The sequence below is a fragment of the Haliea atlantica genome, from assembly GCF_054779855.1.
In genome coordinates this window covers 150,658-170,489 of the sequence record NZ_BAAGXL010000006.1, presented here as the reverse complement: position 1 = coordinate 170,489, position 19,832 = coordinate 150,658, and the positions used below count along the sequence as shown (strand labels likewise).

The window sequence follows — 19,832 nt, the reverse complement described above, 5'->3', positions numbered from 1 at the left end:
CGTCAGAAGCGAGCAGCCATCAATGCCACGCAAGAGACTACGCCGCTGGCTGCCCTCGCCGGCCCGCGTGCGCAGCATGCAATCCCTGCGGGTACTGGGGGAGTGGATCTATCAGCCCAACCTCTGGCACATCAACCGCTACTCCGCGTCGATGGGCATGTTCACCGGCCTGTTCGTGGCCTTTCTGCCCCTGCCCGGGCAGATGCCCCTGGCGGCCCTGCTGGCGGTGTTGCTGCGCTGCAACCTGCCGCTGTCGGTGGCCCTGGTCTGGGTCACCAACCCGGTTACCATGCCGGCCATTTTTTACCTGGCCTACCGTGTCGGCGCCCTGCTGATCGACAGTCACGTGCCGGTGCCGGCCTTCGAGATGAGTCTGTCCTGGCTGGAATCGCGGCTGCACACCATCTGGCAGCCACTGCTGCTGGGCAGTGTGCTCTGTGGCCTGCTGGTGGGGTCGCTGGGTTACTTCGTGGTCAACCTGCTGTGGCGTATCCACGTCATCCACCACTGGCGCCAGCGCCGACTGCGGCGGGCACAGCGGAGTGCAGCCTCAGCCGAGGACCGCGACCCTCAGTGACGCTCCTGGTGAAGCACCTGGGCGGGTGCCAGGCGCGCCGCGCGCAGGGCCGGGTACAGTGCCGCCAGCAGGCACATCAACAGGGCCACACCGCCGATGCTGAGCAGATCCGAGGCCAGCACGTCCACCGGCAGGAATGATACCGGGTAGACATCGGTGTCGAGGAAACGGTAGTCGAGCAGGCGCTCCACCACCCCCACCAGCTCCGGCAAGGCGAGGCTGAGAGCCACGCCGAGGCCCAGGCCGACACTCACGCCCACCGCCCCGATCAAGGCCCCCTGGAGGACAAAAATGCCGGCAATGGCGGCCCCGGAGGCACCCAGCGTGCGCAGAATGGCGATGTCACCCTGCTTGTCGAATACCACCAGGACCAGTGAGGAGACCAGGTTGAAAGCCGCCACGGCAATGATCGAGTAGAGCAGGATGCTGACTAGGTCGCGGGAGAGCTGGATCGCCGCGTAGAGATTGCCGTGGGTCATCATCCAGTGGGTCGCGTAATAGCCCGGTGGCAGCTGTCCCACCAGCTCCCAGGCCAGGTCCGATACCGCGAAGAGGTCACGGGTGCGCAGGTGCAGGCCGCTCACCCCCTCCCCCAGTCCGCTCAGCGCCGCAGCCCGGGACAGGCGCACCAGGGCCAGGGACTGGTCCAGCTCGGTGCCGGTTTCCGCCACCGCGACCAGGGTGAAACGCCCCATGCCCGTATCCCCCGCACCGCCGCGAGTGTCGGCGCCCCGCGGGACCAGCAGGGTCAGGCTGTCCCCCACCGCGGCCTGCAGGCGCCGCGCCAGGCCCGCGCCGAGGACCAGGGCGTCCTCCCGGCCCGCCATCGCCGCAGCGACGTCACCGGGTAGTGCGGCCAGCAGGGCGCTGTCCCCCGCCTCCAGCCCCAGGCCCGCCGCGGTCTGTACCTCACTGCCGCGCAGGAACAGTGCGTCGAAGGCAACGAAGGGACTGGCAGCGGTCACCTCCGGATGCTGCAGCAGTTCGCGGCGCATGTCGCGCCAGTCGGCCATGCCCTGTACGGACTGGATGGTCACGTGGGGCACCAGGGCCAGGATCCGCTCGCGCATCTCGCGGTCGAAACCGTTCATGACCGAGAGCACGGCCACCAGCAGCGCAATCGCCAGCACCAGGCCGAGGGTGGAGAGGGACGACAGGAAGGTCGAGAGATAGCCGCGGCCAAAGGCAAAACTATAGCGCAGGGCCAGGCGCAGCTGCTCACGCAGGCTCACGCGAACGCTCCTCCAGGTGACCGTCGACCAGCTCCAGTGTGCGCTGCATGTGCGCCGCGACGCCGGGGTCGTGGGTCACCACGACGAAGGCCGCACTGCCGGCGCTGAGCGTTTCGATCAGGCCCAGTATCTGCGCCGCGGAGCCCGGGTCCAGGTTGCCGGTGGGCTCATCCATCAACACACAGTCCGGCCGGGTCACCAGGGCGCGGGCGATCGCCACCCGCTGTCGCTCGCCGCCGGACAGCTCGCCGGGGCGGTGCTCCAGGCGGTGCCCCATACCCACCTGCTCGAGCATGTCCGCGGCCGCCCGCCAGGCCTGGCGACGGCCCTGCCCGGCGATCAGCAGAGGCATGGCGACATTTTCCCGGGCATCGAATTCCGGCAGCAGGTGGTGAAACTGGTAGACAAAGCCCAGGTGGCGGTTGCGCCAGCGGCAGCGCTCGCCCTCCCGCAAGCGGGACATGTCCCGGCCGCGCAGCAGCACCTGCCCCTCGCTGGGTGTATCCAGGCCGCCCAACAGGTTCAGCAGGGTCGACTTGCCCGAGCCGGAGGCGCCGATAATGGCGATGGTCTCCCCGGCGCGCAGGCTGAAATCCACGCCGCGCAGCACGGCCACTTCGCGCTGGCCGTCGCGGTAGACCCGGGACAGCTTCTCGCAGTGCAGGACGACGTCTCTCTCACTCATATCGCAGAACCTCCGCCGGCGCGATGCGCGAGGCTCGCCAGGCGGGATACAGGGTGGCCAGCAGGCTCAGCGCCAGGGCCGCGAGCACAACCGCCGAGACATCACCCCACATCAGCCGTGCCGGCAGCTCGCTGATAAAATAGACGGCCGGGTCGAACAGCTTCACCCCCAGCCAGTTCTCCAGGGTCGCGGTGACCGCGGCAATCTGCCAGGACAACACGACCCCCAGCAAGGCCCCCAGGGCAATGCCGAACAGGGCCAGCCCCAGGCCGTGGGCCACGAAAATCGCCACAATCCCACTTGCGCGGGCCCCCAGGGTGCGCAGCACGGCGATGTCGCGCCGCTTTTCCGCCACCGACATCACCAGCGTGGACACGATATTGAAGGCGGCCACCGCGACCACGCTGAGCAGCAGCAGCCCCACCATGAGTTTCTCCATGCGCACCGCGCGGAACAGGCTGCCCTGGGTCTGGGTCCAGTTGGTCACCACCAGGGAGTCGGGCAGCGCGAGCGCCAGATCCGCCAGGATCCCCGGCGCCGCCATCAGGTCGCGGGTGGCCACCTGCAGCCCGTCCACGGCCTCTCCCAGCGCCAGCAGGCGCTGCCCGGTGGGCAAGGAGACATAGGCCTGCTGGCTGTCGGGCTGGGCGTTGACCCGGAACAGGCCGGACACCGTGAGTCGCTTGCTGCGCGGAAAAGTCCCCAGCGGGGTGATGGTCAAGCGCGGCAGGGTGACTTCCACGGTATCCCCGGGACCGACTTCCAGGGCCGCTGCCAGGGCGCTGCCCAGCACGATGGAAAACGGCTCTGCCAGCAGCTCGGCCATGTCGCCGCCCAGCAGTGCACTGCCTACCCGGGAGACCTGCGCCTCCTGTGCGGGGTCGATCGCCGTGAGCCGTGCGCCCCGCAGCTGCCGCGGACCGGCGAGAATCACCTGGTCGTCAATGAAAGGGGCCACGCCGACCACGCCCGCCTGATTGCGGAGGCGTTCCGCCAGCGCCGACCACTCGGACAGCGGGCCGTCCGCCGACTGCACGTAACCGTGGGGGACGAGTGAGAGAATGCGCCCGCGCAACTCCGCGGCAAACCCATTCATCACCGAGAGCACGGTAATCAGCGTCGCCACGCCCAGCACCATGCCGAGCATGGAAATGCTGGCAATCAGGCCGGTGAAGCGGCTGCGTTTGCGGCTGAAGCTATAGCGCAGGCCGACGAACAGGGCATAGTGGGATAGACCGGACACGCCTCGGGGCGCCCGGCTCAGCGGTCGGCGCGGTAGAACGGCGTGTCGCCACCCGACTCGGGCTGCCCGCCGCGGGTCTCCTCGTCACAGCGATTGGGGTCGCCGCCGCAAATCTCGCAGGTGGAATCGATACCGACCGCGCCGAGGCCCCCGCAGGAGCCCTTGATCGGGCTGCGACCGGACATCACCCCCACCGCCATGATCGCCATGACCAGGCCGATGAACAATGCACTGAGTAGAAAGACTGCCATAGTGAAATCCTGCGGGGCTGCTGCCCGCTATGCCGAGGCTGGCGACCGGGCCAGCCAGGGGGCGAAGGCGGATGAATGTCGGGCCACGAAATCCTCGCCCCGTCGTTGTAACAAATATACCGCGAGACCCTGCTCCTCCGCCAGCGCCAGGGCCGCATCGGCCCCCAGCACCACCAGCGCGGTGGCCCAGCCGTCGGCTTCCATGCAGGTCGGCGCGAGCACCGTTACGGAAACCAGATCGTGTTCCACCGGGTAGCCCGTGCGCGGGTCGAGGGTGTGGGAATAGCGGCGCCCTTCCAACTCGAAGAAGTTGCGGTAGTCCCCCGAGGTCGCCACGGCAATGTCGCTCAGGGACAGGCCCAGCGCCACGCTTTGCGCCGACACGCCCCGGGGCAGGCCGGCTTCGGGGCGCTCCACGGCCACCCGCCAGTCATCGCCACGGGGGCTGTTGCCGGCCAGGCGCATCTCACCGCCAACTTCCACCAGGTAATCCTCGATGCCCCGGGTCGCCAGTACTGCAGCCAGCTGATCCACGGCGTAGCCCTTGGCGATGGAGGAAAGGTCGAGCTCCAGTGGGCGCTGTTTGCGCAGCGCCCTCCCCTGCGGGTCGAATTCCAGCCACTGCTGGCCCACCCGCTCGCGGGTCGCCGCCAGCTTGTCGTCGTCGGGCAGCGCCACGGGCATTTCGTGGGAGCCAAAGCCCCACAACTGAACCAGGGGCCCCACCGTGACGTCGTAGGCGCCTGCGGTCGTCTCGCCGATGGCAAGCGCCTGCGCCACCACCGCAAACAGCGGTTCGCTGACCGCCACCCACTCCCCCACCGGGGCGCGATTGAAGGCTGACAGTTCACTGTCATCGCGCCAGGTGGACATGCCGGCATCCACCGCGGCGAGCTCGGCTTCCAGCAGGCTGCGGATAGTTTCGGCATCGACCGGCTCGCCCTGGCCTGACGCTGCGCCCGGCAGATAGGTGACATGCCAGCTGGTCCCCATGGTGGCCCCGGCAAGCTGCACGGCATCGCGCCCGCCACCGCAGGCGGCGACGAGGCACAGGGCCAGGACACAAAAAAGCCACCCGGTGAGGTGGCTTTTCGCGACGCGGATGGGCCGATCAGCCACCGAAATCGTCCAGCATGATGTTCTCCGGCTCGACCCCGAGCTCGGTGAGCATCTTGATCACCGCGGCGTTCATCATCGGCGGGCCACACATGTAGTACTCGCAGTCCTCGGGCGCCGGATGGTTCTTCAAGTACTGCTCGTAGAGCACCGTGTGAATGAAGCCGGTAAGGCCTTCCCAGTTGTCCTCGGGCTGCGGATCCGACAGGGCCACGTGCCACTCGAAGTTGTCGTTCTCCTCCGCCAGCTGGTCGTACTCCTCGGTGTAGAACATCTCCCGCAGGGAGCGCGCGCCGTACCAGAAGGAGATCTTGCGCTTGCTGTTGAGGCGCTTGAGCTGGTCGAACAGGTGCGAACGCATCGGCGCCATGCCGGCACCACCGCCGATAAAGACCATCTCGGCGTCGGTATCCTTGGCAAAGAACTCGCCGAAGGGCCCGTAAACCTTGACCTTGTCGCCCGGCTTCAGGTTGAACACCCAGGAGGACATGATGCCCGGGGGGATGTCCTTGGCGCCGGGGGGCGGCGTGGCGATCCGGATGTTGAACTTGACCAGGCCCTTCTCTTCCGGATAGTTCGCCATCGAGTAGGCGCGGATGGTGGTCTCGTCACACTTGGACTCGAGGTCGAAGAAGCCGAAGCGCTCCCAGTCGCCGCGATACTCGGCGTCGATGTCGAAGTCCTTGTACTTGACCAGGTGCGGCGGACACTCCAGCTGCACGTAGCCACCGGCGCGGAAGTCCACGTTTTCGCCCTCGGGCAGACGCAGGGTCAGCTCCTTGATGAAGGTGGCCACGTTGGGATTGCTCTCCACCGTGCACTCCCACTGCTTGACCCCGAAGACCTCTTCCGGCACCTCGATGACCATGTCCTGCTTGACCGGGGTCTGGCAGGACAGGCGCCAGCCTTCCTGGGCGTCACGACGGGTGAAGTGGCTCTCCTCGGCGGGAACCATGGCGCCGCCGCCTTCCTTGACCACACACTTGCACTGGGCACAGGTGCCGCCGCCACCGCAGGCGGAGGGCAGGAACAGGCCGCTCTCGGAGAGCGTTCCCAGGAGCTTGCCGCCGGCGGGAACGTGGATGGTCTTCTCGCCGTTGATCTGGATACTCACCTCACCGCTGCTCACCAGGCGCGAGCGGGCCGCGAGGATAATCGCCACCAGTGCCAGCACGATGGCCGTGAACATGGTGACGCCGACAATGATCGTCATATTCATAACAGCACTTCCGCCTTAGATGTCGATACCGCCGAAGGACATGAAGCCCAGGGACATGAGGCCAACAGTGATGAAGGTGATGCCCAGGCCCTGCAGGCCGGCGGGCACATCACTGTACTTCAGTTTTTCACGAATACCGGCGAGGGCCACGATGGCCAGCGCCCAGCCAACCCCGGCACCGGAGCCGAAGGCCACACTCTCGGCAAAGCTGTAATCGCGCTCAACCATGAACAGCGAGGCACCCAGGATGGCGCAGTTTACCGTGATCAGCGGCAGGAACACACCGAGGGCGTTGTAGAGAACCGGCACATACTTGTCGAGGAACATCTCCATAATCTGGACAATCGCCGCGATCACGCCGATGTAGGAGAGCAGACCCAGAAAGCTCAGGTCGACGTTGGCCAGGGCGGGGATGCCGGTCCAGGCCAGCGCACCCTCGGCAAGCAGGTAGTTGAGGATCAGGTTGTTGACCGGCACGGTCACCGTCAGCACCACGATTACCGCGATACCCAGGCCCAGGGCCGCCGACACCTTCTTGGAGATGGCCAGGAAGGTACACATGCCCAGGAAGAAGGCCAGCGCCATGTTCTCGATAAAGATGGCGCGAATGAAAAGACTCAGCAACTGTTCCATTACGCGCCCTCCTCGGCGGCGGTGTGGGGGGCCATCTTGAAGTCAGGCTCTTCGACCTGCTGCTTGTCCCAGCTGCGCAGGGCCCAGATAAACAGACCGATCAGGAAGAAGGCACTCGGGGCCAGCAGCATCAGGCCGTTGGGGCTGTACCAGCCGCCTTCGTTGGCCAGGGGCAGGATCTCGAAGCCAAACAGCTTGCCGGAACCAAACAATTCGCGGAAGAAGGCCACCACCAGCAGGACCACGCTATAGCCAAGGCCGTTGCCGATGCCGTCGACAAAGCTCGGCAGCGGCGGGTTTTTCATGGCGAAGGCTTCGGCGCGCCCCATCACGATGCAGTTGGTGATGATCAGGCCGACGAAGACCGACAGCTGCTTGCTGATTTCATAGGCCACGGCCTTCAGCACCTGGTCCACCACGATCACCAGGGAGGCGATGATGGTCATCTGCACGATGATGCGGATGGAACTGGGAATCTGGCTGCGGATCAACGAGATGAAAAAATTCGACAGCGCCGTCACCGAGGTCAGGGCGATACACATCACCACCGTGACCTGCAGCGAGGTGGTCACCGCCAGCGCCGAGCAGATCCCCAGGATCTGCAGGGCGATGGGGTTGTTCCTGAAGATCGGTGTGGACAGCGTGTCCATCAATTCGGATTTTGCCATGATCAGGCCTCCCCGGATTTCAGGTTGTTCAGGAAGGGCTGGTAGCCCTGTTCGCCCAGCCAGAACTGCACCAGGTGGGTCACCCCGCGGCTGGTCAGGGTCGCCCCGGACAGGCCGTCCACACGCCACTCGGCGCGGGGGTTGTCGGGCTCGACACTGCCCTTGATCAGCTCGATTTCCACCTCGCCGTCGCGATAGACCTGCTTGCCCGGCCACAGGGCCTTCCAGCGGGGATTATCGACTTCGCCGCCGAGGCCGGGGGTTTCGCCATGCTCGTAGAAACCGAGGCCGGCGATGGTATTGAGGTCCGACTCCAGGGCGATGAAGCCGTAGAGGGTCGACCACAGGCCGTAGCCCCGTACCGGCAGGATGACCTTGTCCAGATCACCGCCGCTGCCCTCGACCAGGTACACCAGGGCGTAGTTCTCGCGGCGGCCAATGCCGGCGATATCCTCTTCCTGGGACAGGTCGATGGATTGCGAGGGGTCCTTGGCGGCCTTCACCGGCTCGTAGTTCTCCGGATTGCGTTCGTCGGTGAATTCGCCGGTCTTCAGGTCGATAACGCGAGTCTGCACCTGGGCAAACTGTTCCTCCACCGAGCGGCCTGGCTCCAGCATGCCGGCAGCGGCCAGGATATTGCGCTTGCGGTCCAGGGTCTTGTTGGCTTCCTGGGCCGGCTTCAGTACCACCGCCGCGGTGGATACCACCACCGAGCAGACAATACAGATGGCAAACGCGACCAGCAGGGTCTTTCCGATGCCGTCGTTCTTAGACACGGGCGAGCCTCCGTTTGATATTGGCCTGGATCACGAAGTGGTCCATCAGCGGCGCGAACAGGTTGGCGAAGAGAATGGCCAGCATGATGCCCTCGGGGAAGGCCGGGTTCATCACCCGGATCAGCACGCACATGACGCCGATCAGGATGCCGTAGGCGAACTTGCCGGTGTTGGTCATCGCCGCGGATACCGGATCGGTAGCCATGAACATCATGCCGAAGGCGAAGCCGCCCACCACCAGGTGCCAGTACCAGGGCATGGCAAAGGCGGGGTTGCTGTCGGAACCCACCAGGTTGAACAGCGTCGACAAGGCCACCATGCCCAGGAAGACACCGGCGACAATGCGCCAGGAGGCGATGCGGGTCACCAGCAGCACGGCGCCGCCGATCAGGATGGCCAGGGTCGAGGTTTCCCCGATGGAGCCGTGGATATTGCCGAGGAAAGCCTGGGTCCAGGTCCACTGTTCCTGCAGGGCGGTCATGCCCTGGGAGGCCACCACCGACAGCGGGGTGGCACCGGTGTAGCCATCCACCGCCGTCCACACCGCGTCGCCGGACATGCTCGCCGGGTAGGCGAAATACAGGAAGGCCCGGCCGGTCAGGGCCGGGTTGAGGAAGTTCTTGCCGGTACCGCCGAAAACTTCCTTGCCAATGACCACACCGAAGCTGATGCCCAGGGCCGCCTGCCACAGGGGCAGGTCCGGCGGGCAAATCAGGGCAAACAGGATGGAGGTGACAAAGAAGCCCTCGTTAACCTCGTGCCCCCGCTTCATGGCGAAGAGCACTTCCCAGAAGCCCCCGACGACGAAGGTCACGGCGTAAATCGGCAGAAAATACAGGGCGCCAAAGAGGAAGCAGTCCCACAGGCTGGACGCGTCGTAGCCCCCCAGGGCGGCGATGATGCTGCCGCGCCAGCCCTCGACCTCACCGCCGGTGGCGGCGAGGATCTCGTTGGCCTGGAAGCCCAGGTTGTACATGCCGTAGAACATGGCGGGGAAGGCCGCCAGCCAGACGGTGATCATGATCCGCTTGAGATCGACACCGTCGCGCACGTGGGCCGTGCTGCGGGTCACCGATGACGGCGAATAAAAGATGGTATCCACTGCCTCGTAGAGCGCATACCACTTCTGGTATTTGCCGCCCTCGTGGAAATGGGGCTCGAGCTTGTCGAGAACACTGCGCAAACCCACGGCTTAACCCTCCTTCTCGATGCGCGTCAGGTTGTCACGCAAAATGGGACCGTATTCGTACTTGCCCGGACACACATAGGTACACAGGGCCAGATCCTCCTCGTCGAGGTCGAGGCAGCCCAGGACCTGGGCGGTCTCGGTATCGCCCACGATCAGTGCGCGCAGCAGCTGCGTGGGGAGGTAATCCTGGGGTACCACCCGCTCGTAGCTGCCCACCGGCACCATGGCCCGCTCGCTGCCATTGGTGGTGGTGGTCATGGCCAGGGGGCGGGTACCCAGGAAACTGGTCAGGTAGATACCCAGGTTGGAGTGGCGCTTGCTGCCCGGGGACAGCCAGCCCATGAAGGAGCGCTCGCGGCCCTCCCGCAACACCGAGACCTGGTTGTGATAACGCCCCAGGTAGGCAGTGGGTGCCTGTACCCGACGGCCGCCGAGGACCGAGCCGGAGATCATGCGGTTCTCGCCGTCGCGCAACTGGCCGGCACACAGGGCCTGGAGATCGGCGCCCCGGTGGGTGCGCAGCAGGCGCGGCTGCTCCACCTGGGGACCGGCGAGTGCCAGCACCCGGCGGGTATACAGGCGGCCGTCAAGGAACAGTCGGCCGATGGCGATCACGTCCTGGTAGCCGATGGTCCAGACCACCTTGTTGAAGGAGACACCCCCTTCGAGGAAGTGGATATGGGTGCCCGGCAGGCCCGCGGGATGGGGCCCGGCGAACTCCGCCAGTTCGATGTTGGCGGCCTGCCCCCGGGGCAGGTCCGCCCCCGGTGCCGCACACAACCAGACCTTGCCAGCGGTCAGGCGGGCCAGCAGGTCCTGCCCCAGGGCAAAGGCCTCGGGCTCCTCGGCCACAATCACCTTGGGATCGGGTGCCAGGGGATGGGTGTCGATGGCGGTGATGAAAATGGCGGCGGCTTCGGCATCCAGTGCGGGCACCCGGCTGAAGGGCCGGGTCCGCAGGGCGGCCCATTCGCCGGCCTGGTTGAGCTGCTCGCGGATCGCGGCGGGCTCGAGCTGACGCGCTGCCTCCGGCGCGTGGGCGCCGAAATCCTCGGCCTCGTCACCCTCGATGTCGATCACCACCGACTGCAGTACCCGTTTGGCACCGCGATTGATTGCCGAAACCACACCGGCGGCGGGTGCGGTATAGCGCACGCCCTCGGTCTTCTTGTCGGTGAACAACAGCTGACCGAGCTTGACGCGATCGCCCTCGGCCACCTCCATGGTTGGCTTCATGCCAACGTAGTCGAAACCCACCACGGCTGCAGCACGTGCTGCCGGAGCGTCCTCAATGACCTGCCGGGGAGCCCCCTCAATCGGAAGGTCAAGACCCCGCTTGATTCTGATCATACGATCCGCCTACCAGTCTGTTTGCTGTTTCACGCGCGCCAGAGGCCCCGGAGGGCGCTGGCTTGATGCTGGAATGCCCTCTCGGGCCTGATCTTGTCGCAGCGTACCACCCCTGGCGGTACGCTGGTTCAAACCGCGCGCATTATAAAGAACCGGGAAGCCAGCGGCCACCTCCGTCCTTGTTCTGGGCAAAAAAAGTCCTGCGCGACGTCCCGCGCGGGACTACCCCGAGACGCCCGTCAGAGCGGCTTGGGGTAACGCGCATAGCTGATTCCCGCCATCTGCTCGAGAATCCGGTACACCTGACAACTGTAGCCGAACTCGTTGTCATACCACAGGTAGAGCACCGCCTGGCTGCCGTTGACGATGGTGGCCTGGGCATCAAAGATGCAGGCGTGACGCGAGCCGACAAAGTCCGAGGAGACCACTTCCGGCGAGTTGGAGTAGTCGATCTGCTTGCGCATGTCGGAGTGCAGCGCCATGTTGCGCATGTACTCGTTGACTTCCTCGGCGGTGGTTTCCCGGGCCAGGCTCAGGTTGAGGATAGCCATGGACACGTTGGGAATCGGCACGCGAATGGCGTTGCCGGTCAGCTTGCCGGAGAGCTGGGGCAGCACCTTGGCCACCGCCTTGGCCGCGCCCGTCTCGGTAATCACCATGTTCAGCGGCGCGCTGCGGCCGCGGCGATCCGCCTTGTGGTAGTTGTCGATCAGGTTCTGGTCATTGGTGTAGGCGTGCACCGTTTCCACGTGCCCGGAGAGAATCCCGAACTGGTCGTCCATGGCCTTCAGCGGCGGCACGATGGCGTTGGTGGTGCAGGAAGCGGCAGAGATGATGCTGTCGGAGGGCTCGATGATGGCGTTGTTGATGCCCGCCACCACGTTCTTCATGTCGCCCTTGCCCGGCGCGGTGAGGATGACCTTACTCACACCCTTGCTCTTCAGGTGCTGGGACAGCGCGGCTTCGTCGCGCCAGACACCGGTATTGTCGACCACGATGGCGTTGTCGATACCGTAGGCGGTGTAGTCGATGTTGTCCGGCGCATCGGCGTAGATGACCTTCACTTCGTTGCCGTTGGCAACAAAGGACTGACGCTCCTCATCCACGCGGATGGTGCCGTCAAAGGCACCGTGCACCGAATCCCGGCGCAGCAGGCTAACGCGTTTGAGCAGGTCGTCGGCGGCCTTGCCCTTGCGCACCACCACGGCCCGCAGCCGCAGGGACTCACCGCCGTCGGTCTTGTCGATCAGGATGCGCGCCATCAGGCGGCCAATGCGACCGAAGCCGTAGAGCACCACGTCCACCGGCTTCTCCACCGGCTTGTCGGTGGCGCCGATCAGGTCGGCGAGCTGCTCGCGAACATACTGCTCGACCGACAGGCCGGCACCCTCGCCCTTGTCGTAGTAGCGGACCGCCATGCGACCGATGTCGATGTGGGCGGGGCCCAGATCGAGTTCGGAAACCGCCTTGATCACCGGGAAGGTCTCGAACTCGGAGAGTTCGTTCTCCTCCACCTGCCGCACGTAGCGGTGGTCTTTCATGATCTGGGTCACCGAGCGGTTGACCAGGGACTTGCCGTATACATAGCACTTGACGTTGCGCTGACGGGACAGCTGACCAACCAGGGGTATCATCCCCTCAGCCAGCGCCTCGCGCTCCTTCCAGTCCTTGAAATAGTCGTCAGGGCGCTCTCGCTTGCGTTCATTCACGGGCTGTCTACCTTTCTGCCTGGGGATGAGGGAATTCGACGGGCGCGTATTATCGTTCCCCGCCCCGCCGAGGGCAAGGCAAGCCGTGACTATTCACGCTGCCGAATCAGACTGGCCGCGGCGTTTCCCCGCCGCACGATTGCTTTACAATAGGCCGCCAATCCGCTGAAGACCCAGGACACCCATGTTTGCACCCCTGCTGGAGGGCACCCCCTGGCCCGGCAAGCCCGGTTCACGCACCGCCATCGGTCCCTTTTACGGCAGCGCCGAAGCCCGCGCCGTGGCCGAACTGGCCCCGGCCGATCGCCTGTTGCTGGTGGTCACCGCCGACACCAGCTCCGCTATCGCCCTGGAGCGCGAGCTGTCCTTCTTTATCGACCGCGAACTCGAGATTCTGGCCTTTCCCGACTGGGAAACGCTGCCCTACGACAGCTTCTCACCCCACGAGGACATCATCTCCGATCGCCTGCGGACCCTCTTCCACCTGCCCCGGACCCGCGCCGGCATCCTGGTGGTCCCGGTTTCCACCCTGATGCACCGGCTCTCGCCCACCGATTACATCGCGGGTTCCAGCCTGGTGCTGGAACCGGGTGACACCCTGGACCGGGATGAATTCCGCCGCAACCTCGAGCGCAACGGCTACCGTCATGTGGACACCGTCTACGAGCACGGTGAATTCGCCCTGCGCGGCTCCCTGCTGGACATTTTCCCCATGGGCAGCGAGCAGCCCTACCGGGTCGACCTGCTCGACGACGAAGTGGACAGCCTGCGGGTTTTCGACCCGGAAACCCAGCGCACGGTGGAAAAGGTCGAGCGGATCAACCTGCTGCCGGCGCGGGAGTTTCCGCTCAACAGCGCCGCCATCGAACGCTTCAAGATGAACTGGTACGCCGCCTTTGACGTCGACCCCGACAGCTGCCCGACCTTCACCGAGGTCAGCGCAGGTCGCGCCCCCGGGGGCTGCGAGTACTACCTGCCGCTGTTCTTCGAGCGCTGCGCCACCCTCTTCGACTATCTGCCCGAGCGCACGCCGGTGATCACGGTGGGGGACACTTTCCAGGCGGCACGGCGCTTCTGGGAGGACGCCAACCGGCGTTTCGAAGAGCACGGCATCGACCCGCGGCGCCCCCTGCTGCCGCCGCGGCGCTGCTTCACCGCCGCGGAGGAGCTCTATCAACTGCTGGGCGAGACCGCGGTACTGGAACTGCGCCGCGACCCGCAGGCGCCTGTCCACGTGGAAAGCGGCTGCCTGCCGCCGCCCACCCTGGGTGCCGAGGGCGTGCGCGAGGCCCCCGCCGACCGCCTGCGCGGCTTCCTCGACCGCCACCGCGGCCCGGTGCTGCTGTGCGCGGAATCCGCCGGCCGCCGGGAAATCCTGCTGGAAAACCTCGCCGCCCACGACCTGCACCCGACAGAGGTCGACAACTGGCCCGGCTTCCTCGCCTCCGGCCTGGACTTCGCCATCGCCACCGCGCCGGTGGACCGCGGGCTGTACAGCGGCCCCGGCGAGCCGGCCCTGGTGGTCGAGCCCCAGCTCTTCGGCAACCGCGTGGCCCAGCGCCGCCGGCGGCGCAAGAGCGATGAAACCAGCATCGACAATGCCTTCCGCGACATCAACGAGCTGCGCGAAGGGGTGCCCGTGGTGCACCTGGAGCACGGCGTGGGCCGCTACCTGGGCCTGCAGAGCCTCAACGTGGATGGCGCCGACACTGAGTTCCTGGCGCTGGAATACGCCGGCGGCAGCAAGCTCTATGTGCCGGTGACCTCGCTACACCTGGTCAGCCGCTACGCCGGCGCCGACCCCGACCTGGCGCCCCTGCACAAGCTGGGCTCCGACCAGTGGGAGAAAGCCCGCCGCAAGGCCAGCGAGCGCGCCAGTGACGTCGCCGCCCAGCTGCTGGATGTCTACGCCCGCCGCGAGGCCCGCCAGGGCTTCTGCTTCGAGCTGCCGGCACTGGAGTACGAACAGTTCGCCGCCAGCTTCCCCTTCGAGGAGACCGCCGACCAGGCCGCCAGTATCCAGGCGGTAATCGACGACATGACCAGCCCGCGGGTGATGGATCGCCTGGTCTGCGGCGATGTCGGCTTCGGCAAGACCGAGGTGGCCATGCGTGCCGCCTTTATCGCCGCCCGCAACGCCAAGCAGGTGGCGGTACTGGTGCCCACCACCCTCCTCGCCCAGCAACACTACAACTCCTTTGCCGACCGCTTTGCCGACTGGCCGGTGACCGTGGAAGTGGTCTCGCGCTTCCGCAGCGGCAAGGAAATGGACGCGGTGCTGGCGCGGCTGGAACGCGGCGATATCGATATCCTGGTGGGCACCCACAAGCTGCTGTCCAAGGAGTTCCGCTTTGCCGACCTGGGCCTGCTGATCATCGACGAGGAGCACCGCTTCGGGGTCAAGCAGAAGGAGGCGATCAAGGCCCTGCGCGCGGAGGTGGACATTCTCACCCTCACCGCGACGCCGATTCCGCGCACCCTGAACATGGCCCTGGGGGGCATGCGCGACCTCTCCATCATCGCCACGCCGCCCGCGCGCCGGCTGTCGATCAAGACCTTCGTGCGCGAGCACAACATCGCCCTGATTCGCGAGGCGGTCCTGCGGGAGACCCTGCGCGGCGGCCAGGTCTACTACCTGCACAACGAAGTGAAGACCATCCAGGAAGCCGCCCGCAAGCTGCGCGAGCTACTGCCGGACCTGTCGATCGGGGTCGCCCACGGGCAGATGCGGGAAACCGAGCTGGAGCAGGTGATGTCGGCCTTCTATCACCAGCGCCACCACATCCTGCTGTGCACCACCATCATCGAGACCGGGATCGACATCCCCAACGCCAACACCATCATCATCGAGCGCGCCGACCGCTTTGGCCTGGCCCAGCTGCACCAGCTGCGCGGCCGGGTCGGCCGCTCCCACCACCAGGCCTACGCCTACCTGCTGTGCCCGCCGCGCTCGGCGATCACACCCGATGCCGAGAAGCGCCTGGAGGCGATCGAGGCCGCCGGCGACCTCGGCGCCGGTTACCAGCTGGCCACCCACGACCTCGAGATCCGCGGCGCGGGGGAACTGCTCGGCGACGACCAGAGCGGCCAGATCCACAGCGTGGGCTTTTCCCTCTACACCCGCATGCTGGAGCGCGCCGTGGCGGCGCTGCGCCGGGGCGAACTGCCGAATACCGACAGCCCCCTGGAACACGGCACCGAGATCAACCTGCATCTGCCGGCCCTGATTCCCGAGGACTACCTGCCCGACATCAATACCCGCCTGGTGCTCTACAAGCGCATAGCCGCCGCCGGCAGCGAAGAGGCCCTGCGCGCCATCCAGGTGGAAATGATCGACCGCTTCGGCCTGCTGCCGCAACCGGTCAAGCACCTGGTGCTGATGGCCAGGCTGCGGCAGCAGGCGGAATCCCTTGGCATCGTCGGGCTGGACATCGGGCCCGCGGGTGGCAGCATTGACTTCAGCGCCGATACCCGGGTCAACCCCATGAGCCTGGTCAAGCTGGTGCAGGGCGACCCGAAAGCCTGGCAGCTCGCCGGCGCCACCCGCCTGCGCTACCGCGGCGCCCTGGAAACCCCGGAGGAACGGGAGCAGTTTGTCGGCGACCTGCTGGCCCGTTTTGCCGCCGATGCCAACGAGGAAGCCGCCTGATGAGAAGCCCGTTCACCCGCACATTCGCCCTGCTGTTCGGTCTTGCGGGCAGCACCGCTTTATCTGCGGAGCCCACCGACTGGTACCAGGTGGAGCTGCTGGTTGTCGAGCAGCCCGCCCGACTCCGGGCGGACGGCGAGGCCTGGCCGCCCTTCCCGGATCTCGCCTACCCCGGGAACGGACGCTTCCTGATCGACCCCCAGCGTCTGCAGACCCGGATCGCGGAGCACCCCGAGGCCCTCGCCAGCCAGGTGGACGCCCGGGGGCGCCAGGTGTTGACGCTGCCGCCGCTGGCGGCCGCCTGGCGCGTTCCGTCAAGTCTGCCCCCGGCGGCGGACATCCCCCCCACGGGCGGGACACCGGCAGCCTCCGGCAGGCAGGCCGCCATCGCCGGGGCCGCAGCCACCCGTGCCGTCGACGACACCACCGGGGTCGCCGGCAGCGGCACGCCCGCGGCGGCCTCAGATCCGGTGCCAGAGAATCCCGGGGCCGACGCCGACACTGCCGCGGCCGCCGAAGCCCCCGAGGCGCCGCCACGGCTGCCGCTCTCCCACACTCTGCTGCCCGCCAGCGGCCACGAGTTTCGCGGTAAGGCCGCCTACATGGCCCGCAATGGGGGCTACCGCATTCTGTTCCACAAGCGCTGGTGGCAGCCAATACCCGAGGGCGCATCCCTGCGCCCGATTATCCTGGACCACTCCGGAGACGGGGGCAGCTGGCCAAGGCTGCAGGGCAGCGTCCAGCTCAGCCGTTCGCGCTACCTGCATCTGAGCACCCGCTTGTGGCTCAACACCGAGGGCGACACCTTCCCCGGGGAGGGCGCCATGCCCAGCCCGCCGCGGGGGCCAGCCAGTCTGCTGAGGGAACAGCCGGATGCCCGCGCGCTGAGCTGGCTGCTGGTCCCCGGCGTCCTGCCGGCGCACCTCGACCGGCGCCTGTTCCCGGCACCGCCGACGACCGAGGCGCCACCCGACTGGCCCTGGCGACACGCGGTGACCCTGGAGCAACAGCGGCGCATGCGCTCGGGGGAGGTTCACTATCTCGACCACCCCCGGCTGGGCCTGATCATCAAGCTGACCCCGCTGGACAGCGACACCCTGGAAGCGGCCGACTACGATCGCGCGTGGTACCACCTGACGACCGGCGCAGCGCTGGAAAACGGCGCTCCGGTCGACGCAGCCGAGGGGAAAGCCGGGGTCAGCCCGGCGCTGCAGCAGCCAGCAGGTTCGCCAGCAGCACCCTGACCCGACCGGCATTGGCCTCCAGGGTCTCGCGCATCGCCGCCAGGGTCAGGGGGGCATCCCCCAGCCCGGCGGCGGCATTCACCACCATGCACAGGCTGGCATAGGCCAGCCCGGCCTCCCGCGCCAGCGCGGCCTCGGGCATCCCGGTCATTCCCACCACATCGCCGCCATCCCGGCGCAGGCGCCGTACCTCCGCCGCGGTTTCCAGCCGCGGCCCCTGGGTGATCGCGTGCACCCCCGACGCCCGACAATCCAGTTCGGCCCTGCTGGCAGAGACCAGCAGGGCCTCGCGCAGGCCGGCGTCGTAGGGCTCGGTGAAGTCGATATGCAACAAGTGGCCATCGGCCCCCTCGTCGAAGGTGTGCTCGCGACCCCAGGTGTAATCCACCAGCTGGTCCGGGACCACCAGCGTGCCGGGAAGCAGGTCTGTGTGCAGCCCGCCCACCGCGTTGACGCCGACAATGTGGGTCGCCCCCACGGCCTGGAGCGCGGCGATATTGGCCCGGTAGTTGATCCGGTGGGGCGGGACCGCCGCCGGGCTGCCGTGGCGCTGCAGGAACCACACGGTCTCGCCGTTGAGGCGACCCCGTTGCAGCGGCCGCGAGGCCCGCCCCCAGGGCGTCTCGGGGTGTCGCTCTTCCACGACTTCCAGCCCCGGCAGCTGATGCAGCCCGGTGCCACCGATGATTGCCCAGCTCATGCCCGCACCCCCTGGTGCCCGGGTGAGTTAGACCGATTTGTCATTTACCTGCCCCCTGCTTGACGCCGTGCGGACATAACACACCGGAAACGGGATCAGACCGCTTCTCGGTGCCGCCTGCAAGACGCTGATTTGTCGGTGGTTACCCACAACGGCTGCGAAAAGACGCATAAACAAGCGCCTTGCATATTCCGGCTTTCCATAATGGACAGCGGCCCGCTGCATGGTATGTTGATCGGGAGTCAGTCTAACGCCACAGGGAGGAAACACAATGAAACGGATGCTCAATCCCGTTGTGGGCCGCTGGTACCTGGATGTGGAAACCGACACCCTGTTTGAAGTGGTTGCCTGGGAGCCCCAGGGCCTGGCGGTCGAAGTGCAGTACGTCGATGGCGAGGTCGCCGAATTCGACCTCGAGGTCTGGAGCCAGCTGGCCCTGGAGCCGGCCGCCGCCCCGGAGGACTGGCGCAACCCCTTCGAGCTGGACGACGAGGACAGCGCCGATCCCGACCTGCCCTACCACCCGGAAGACTGGAACAACCCGGTCAGCACCATCGAACCGGACGCCATGCTCGGGGTGGAGGAGTACTAGCGACGCCCCACGAGGTGATACCCAAAGTGGCGGCTTGTGTCCGCGGCGGGCCACTGTATATAATCACAGCCACTGTACAAAATTACAGGTGGCTGTGACATGGAGAGATTGACCCAGCGGCAACAACAGGTTCTGGACCTGATTCGGCGCCACATCGATGCGACGGGCTATCCTCCGACCCGCGCCGACATCGCCCGCCAACTCGGTTTTCGCTCCGCCAATGCGGCGGAGGAGCACCTCAAGGCACTGGCCCGCAAGGGCGCTATCGAAATCATCGCCGGCGCCTCCCGGGGCATTCGCCTGCCCGAGCCGGCGGGAATACCCATCGTCGGCCGTGTGGCCGCGGGCAGCCCCCTGCTGGCCCAGGAGCACATCGAGGACTACTGTCCCCTGCCCTCCTCCTTCTTCCGCCCCGCCGCCGACTACTTCCTGCGGGTGCAGGGGGACAGCATGATCGAAGCGGGCATCCTGGACGGCGACCTGCTGGCGGTGCACAGTACCCACGAAGCCCGCAACGGCGACATCGTGGTCGCGCGCATCGACGAAGAGGTCACGGTAAAACGCTTCCAGCGCGGCCGGCAGCGGCACCAGGTGGCCCTGCTGCCGGAAAACCCTGACTACCAGCCGATCCAGGTCGATCTGCGGGAGCAGTCACTGGTGATTGAAGGGTTGAGTGTCGGCGTAATTCGCCGCGACCACTAGACCATCAGTCGGGCTGCCCGCCGGGTATCAGTGCAAAACCCGGGGGCGCTCGGCCATGGTGTCATCCTCCTGCTCAAGCAGCACGGCGGCCGCCTGCAGGCCCGCCTGGAACATGGCTCGAGCCACCTCCAGGCTGTTGTCCATCAGGTACTCGCGGGTTTCCTCGGAGAACTCCACACGCACCAGCGGCTCGCTGTCTTCCCCGGAGCGTCGCAGCACGATCTCGCCATCACCCAGGTCAACAATTTCCAGTACAGCCGTCGGCACACGGCCTCCTCACACGCAACATGAAACGCT

At 66.5% G+C, this 19,832-nt stretch carries 19 protein-coding genes; 5 read left to right on the top strand and 14 right to left on the bottom strand.

Features of this window, described 5'->3' with window-relative positions:
* Positions 1 to 22 precede the first annotated feature (22 nt).
* Positions 23 to 577, top strand: coding sequence for a DUF2062 domain-containing protein (locus tag ACYVGS_RS07445; RefSeq protein ID WP_460588038.1), 555 nt, complete (start codon positions 23 to 25; stop codon positions 575 to 577).
* On the opposite strand, the gene ACYVGS_RS07440 is transcribed toward ACYVGS_RS07445, so the two are convergent.
* From ACYVGS_RS07440 to ACYVGS_RS07385, 12 genes are all read right to left on the bottom strand, one after another.
* Positions 571 to 1,809: an FtsX-like permease family protein gene (locus ACYVGS_RS07440; RefSeq protein WP_460588037.1), complete on the bottom strand. Its 1,239-nt coding sequence runs from the start codon at positions 1,807 to 1,809 to the stop codon at positions 571 to 573. The two genes, ACYVGS_RS07445 and ACYVGS_RS07440, sit on opposite strands and share 7 nt — an antisense overlap.
* Positions 1,796 to 2,494: an ABC transporter ATP-binding protein gene (locus ACYVGS_RS07435; RefSeq protein ID WP_460588036.1), complete on the bottom strand. Its 699-nt coding sequence runs from the start codon at positions 2,492 to 2,494 to the stop codon at positions 1,796 to 1,798. The genes ACYVGS_RS07440 and ACYVGS_RS07435 overlap by 14 nt, the downstream gene beginning before the upstream one ends.
* The gene (locus ACYVGS_RS07430; protein ID WP_460588035.1) at positions 2,487 to 3,737 is read right to left on the bottom strand and encodes a lipoprotein-releasing ABC transporter permease subunit; all 1,251 of its coding nucleotides are present in this window, start codon (positions 3,735 to 3,737) and stop codon (positions 2,487 to 2,489) included. Before ACYVGS_RS07430 ends, ACYVGS_RS07435 begins: the two co-directional genes overlap by 8 nt.
* Positions 3,738 to 3,754: 17 nt before the next feature.
* Positions 3,755 to 3,988 carry a (Na+)-NQR maturation NqrM gene (nqrM, locus tag ACYVGS_RS07425; protein ID WP_460588034.1) on the bottom strand — a complete coding sequence of 78 codons (234 nt, stop codon included), beginning with the start codon at positions 3,986 to 3,988 and terminating at the stop codon, positions 3,755 to 3,757.
* 27 nt (positions 3,989 to 4,015) lie between these two features.
* A complete protein-coding gene (locus ACYVGS_RS07420; RefSeq protein WP_460588033.1) occupies positions 4,016 to 5,107 on the bottom strand; it encodes an FAD:protein FMN transferase in 1,092 nt (363 codons plus the stop codon).
* Positions 5,100 to 6,323 carry an NADH:ubiquinone reductase (Na(+)-transporting) subunit F gene (gene nqrF, locus ACYVGS_RS07415; RefSeq protein WP_460588032.1) on the bottom strand — a complete coding sequence of 408 codons (1,224 nt, stop codon included), beginning with the start codon at positions 6,321 to 6,323 and terminating at the stop codon, positions 5,100 to 5,102. The genes ACYVGS_RS07420 and nqrF overlap by 8 nt, the downstream gene beginning before the upstream one ends.
* Positions 6,324 to 6,338: 15 nt before the next feature.
* Positions 6,339 to 6,956: an NADH:ubiquinone reductase (Na(+)-transporting) subunit E gene (gene nqrE, locus ACYVGS_RS07410; protein WP_460588031.1), complete on the bottom strand. Its 618-nt coding sequence runs from the start codon at positions 6,954 to 6,956 to the stop codon at positions 6,339 to 6,341.
* Entirely contained in the window at positions 6,956 to 7,624 is a 669-nt protein-coding gene (locus tag ACYVGS_RS07405) for a Na(+)-translocating NADH-quinone reductase subunit D (protein WP_460588030.1), read from the bottom strand. Before ACYVGS_RS07405 ends, nqrE begins: the two co-directional genes overlap by 1 nt.
* Before the next feature lie 2 nt (positions 7,625 to 7,626).
* Complete coding sequence (locus ACYVGS_RS07400) at positions 7,627 to 8,400, bottom strand: Na(+)-translocating NADH-quinone reductase subunit C (RefSeq protein WP_460588029.1); 774 nt, start codon at positions 8,398 to 8,400, stop codon at positions 7,627 to 7,629.
* On the bottom strand, positions 8,393 to 9,589 hold the full coding sequence (locus ACYVGS_RS07395) for a Na+-translocating NADH-quinone reductase subunit B (protein WP_460588028.1): 1,197 nt from the start codon (positions 9,587 to 9,589) through the stop codon (positions 8,393 to 8,395). Before ACYVGS_RS07395 ends, ACYVGS_RS07400 begins: the two co-directional genes overlap by 8 nt.
* 3 nt (positions 9,590 to 9,592) lie before the next feature.
* Positions 9,593 to 10,939: a Na(+)-translocating NADH-quinone reductase subunit A gene (locus tag ACYVGS_RS07390; RefSeq protein ID WP_460588027.1), complete on the bottom strand. Its 1,347-nt coding sequence runs from the start codon at positions 10,937 to 10,939 to the stop codon at positions 9,593 to 9,595.
* Positions 10,940 to 11,178: 239 nt separating this feature from the next.
* Positions 11,179 to 12,648 (bottom strand): glyceraldehyde-3-phosphate dehydrogenase family protein, encoded by a 1,470-nt coding sequence (locus ACYVGS_RS07385; RefSeq protein WP_460588026.1) that lies wholly within the window; start codon positions 12,646 to 12,648, stop codon positions 11,179 to 11,181.
* A 184-nt stretch (positions 12,649 to 12,832) separates the two neighbouring features.
* Here ACYVGS_RS07385 and mfd point away from each other — a divergent pair, with 184 nt between their 5' ends.
* Together mfd and ACYVGS_RS07375 are read left to right on the top strand one after the other, a co-directional pair.
* Positions 12,833 to 16,297 carry a transcription-repair coupling factor gene (gene mfd / locus ACYVGS_RS07380; protein ID WP_460588025.1) on the top strand — a complete coding sequence of 1,155 codons (3,465 nt, stop codon included), beginning with the start codon at positions 12,833 to 12,835 and terminating at the stop codon, positions 16,295 to 16,297.
* Positions 16,297 to 17,541, top strand: coding sequence for a CsiV family protein (locus ACYVGS_RS07375; RefSeq protein ID WP_460588024.1), 1,245 nt, complete (start codon positions 16,297 to 16,299; stop codon positions 17,539 to 17,541). The genes mfd and ACYVGS_RS07375 overlap by 1 nt, the downstream gene beginning before the upstream one ends.
* On the opposite strand, the gene ACYVGS_RS07370 is transcribed toward ACYVGS_RS07375, so the two are convergent.
* Entirely contained in the window at positions 17,495 to 18,241 is a 747-nt protein-coding gene (locus tag ACYVGS_RS07370) for an MTAP family purine nucleoside phosphorylase (RefSeq protein ID WP_460588023.1), read from the bottom strand. The two genes, ACYVGS_RS07375 and ACYVGS_RS07370, sit on opposite strands and share 47 nt — an antisense overlap.
* A 271-nt stretch (positions 18,242 to 18,512) precedes the next feature.
* On the opposite strand from ACYVGS_RS07370, the gene ACYVGS_RS07365 reads away from it, so the two are divergent.
* Together ACYVGS_RS07365 and lexA are read left to right on the top strand one after the other, a co-directional pair.
* Entirely contained in the window at positions 18,513 to 18,833 is a 321-nt protein-coding gene (locus tag ACYVGS_RS07365; protein WP_460588022.1) for a DUF6763 family protein, read from the top strand.
* A 99-nt stretch (positions 18,834 to 18,932) separates the two neighbouring features.
* Positions 18,933 to 19,535, top strand: a complete 603-nt coding sequence (lexA, locus tag ACYVGS_RS07360) for a LexA family protein (protein ID WP_460588021.1) — start codon at positions 18,933 to 18,935, stop codon at positions 19,533 to 19,535.
* Between the two features lie 27 nt (positions 19,536 to 19,562).
* Here the strand turns inward: lexA and ACYVGS_RS07355 are convergent, their stop codons facing one another.
* Positions 19,563 to 19,802, bottom strand: a complete 240-nt coding sequence (locus tag ACYVGS_RS07355; RefSeq protein ID WP_460588020.1) for a hypothetical protein — start codon at positions 19,800 to 19,802, stop codon at positions 19,563 to 19,565.
* Positions 19,803 to 19,832: the final 30 nt, after the last annotated feature.

Coding starts and splice junctions, on each gene's coding strand:
- ACYVGS_RS07445 (WP_460588038.1), top strand. CDS start 23: ATGCCACGCAAGAGACTACGCCGCTGGCTGCCCTCGCCGGCCCGCGTG.
- ACYVGS_RS07435 (WP_460588036.1), bottom strand. CDS start 2,494: ATGAGTGAGAGAGACGTCGTCCTGCACTGCGAGAAGCTGTCCCGGGTC.
- nqrM (WP_460588034.1), bottom strand. CDS start 3,988: ATGGCAGTCTTTCTACTCAGTGCATTGTTCATCGGCCTGGTCATGGCG.
- nqrF (WP_460588032.1), bottom strand. CDS start 6,323: ATGAATATGACGATCATTGTCGGCGTCACCATGTTCACGGCCATCGTG.
- nqrE (WP_460588031.1), bottom strand. CDS start 6,956: ATGGAACAGTTGCTGAGTCTTTTCATTCGCGCCATCTTTATCGAGAAC.
- ACYVGS_RS07405 (WP_460588030.1), bottom strand. CDS start 7,624: ATGGCAAAATCCGAATTGATGGACACGCTGTCCACACCGATCTTCAGG.
- ACYVGS_RS07390 (WP_460588027.1), bottom strand. CDS start 10,939: ATGATCAGAATCAAGCGGGGTCTTGACCTTCCGATTGAGGGGGCTCCC.
- mfd (WP_460588025.1), top strand. CDS start 12,833: ATGTTTGCACCCCTGCTGGAGGGCACCCCCTGGCCCGGCAAGCCCGGT.
- ACYVGS_RS07375 (WP_460588024.1), top strand. CDS start 16,297: ATGAGAAGCCCGTTCACCCGCACATTCGCCCTGCTGTTCGGTCTTGCG.
- ACYVGS_RS07370 (WP_460588023.1), bottom strand. CDS start 18,241: ATGAGCTGGGCAATCATCGGTGGCACCGGGCTGCATCAGCTGCCGGGG.
- ACYVGS_RS07365 (WP_460588022.1), top strand. CDS start 18,513: ATGAAACGGATGCTCAATCCCGTTGTGGGCCGCTGGTACCTGGATGTG.
- lexA (WP_460588021.1), top strand. CDS start 18,933: ATGGAGAGATTGACCCAGCGGCAACAACAGGTTCTGGACCTGATTCGG.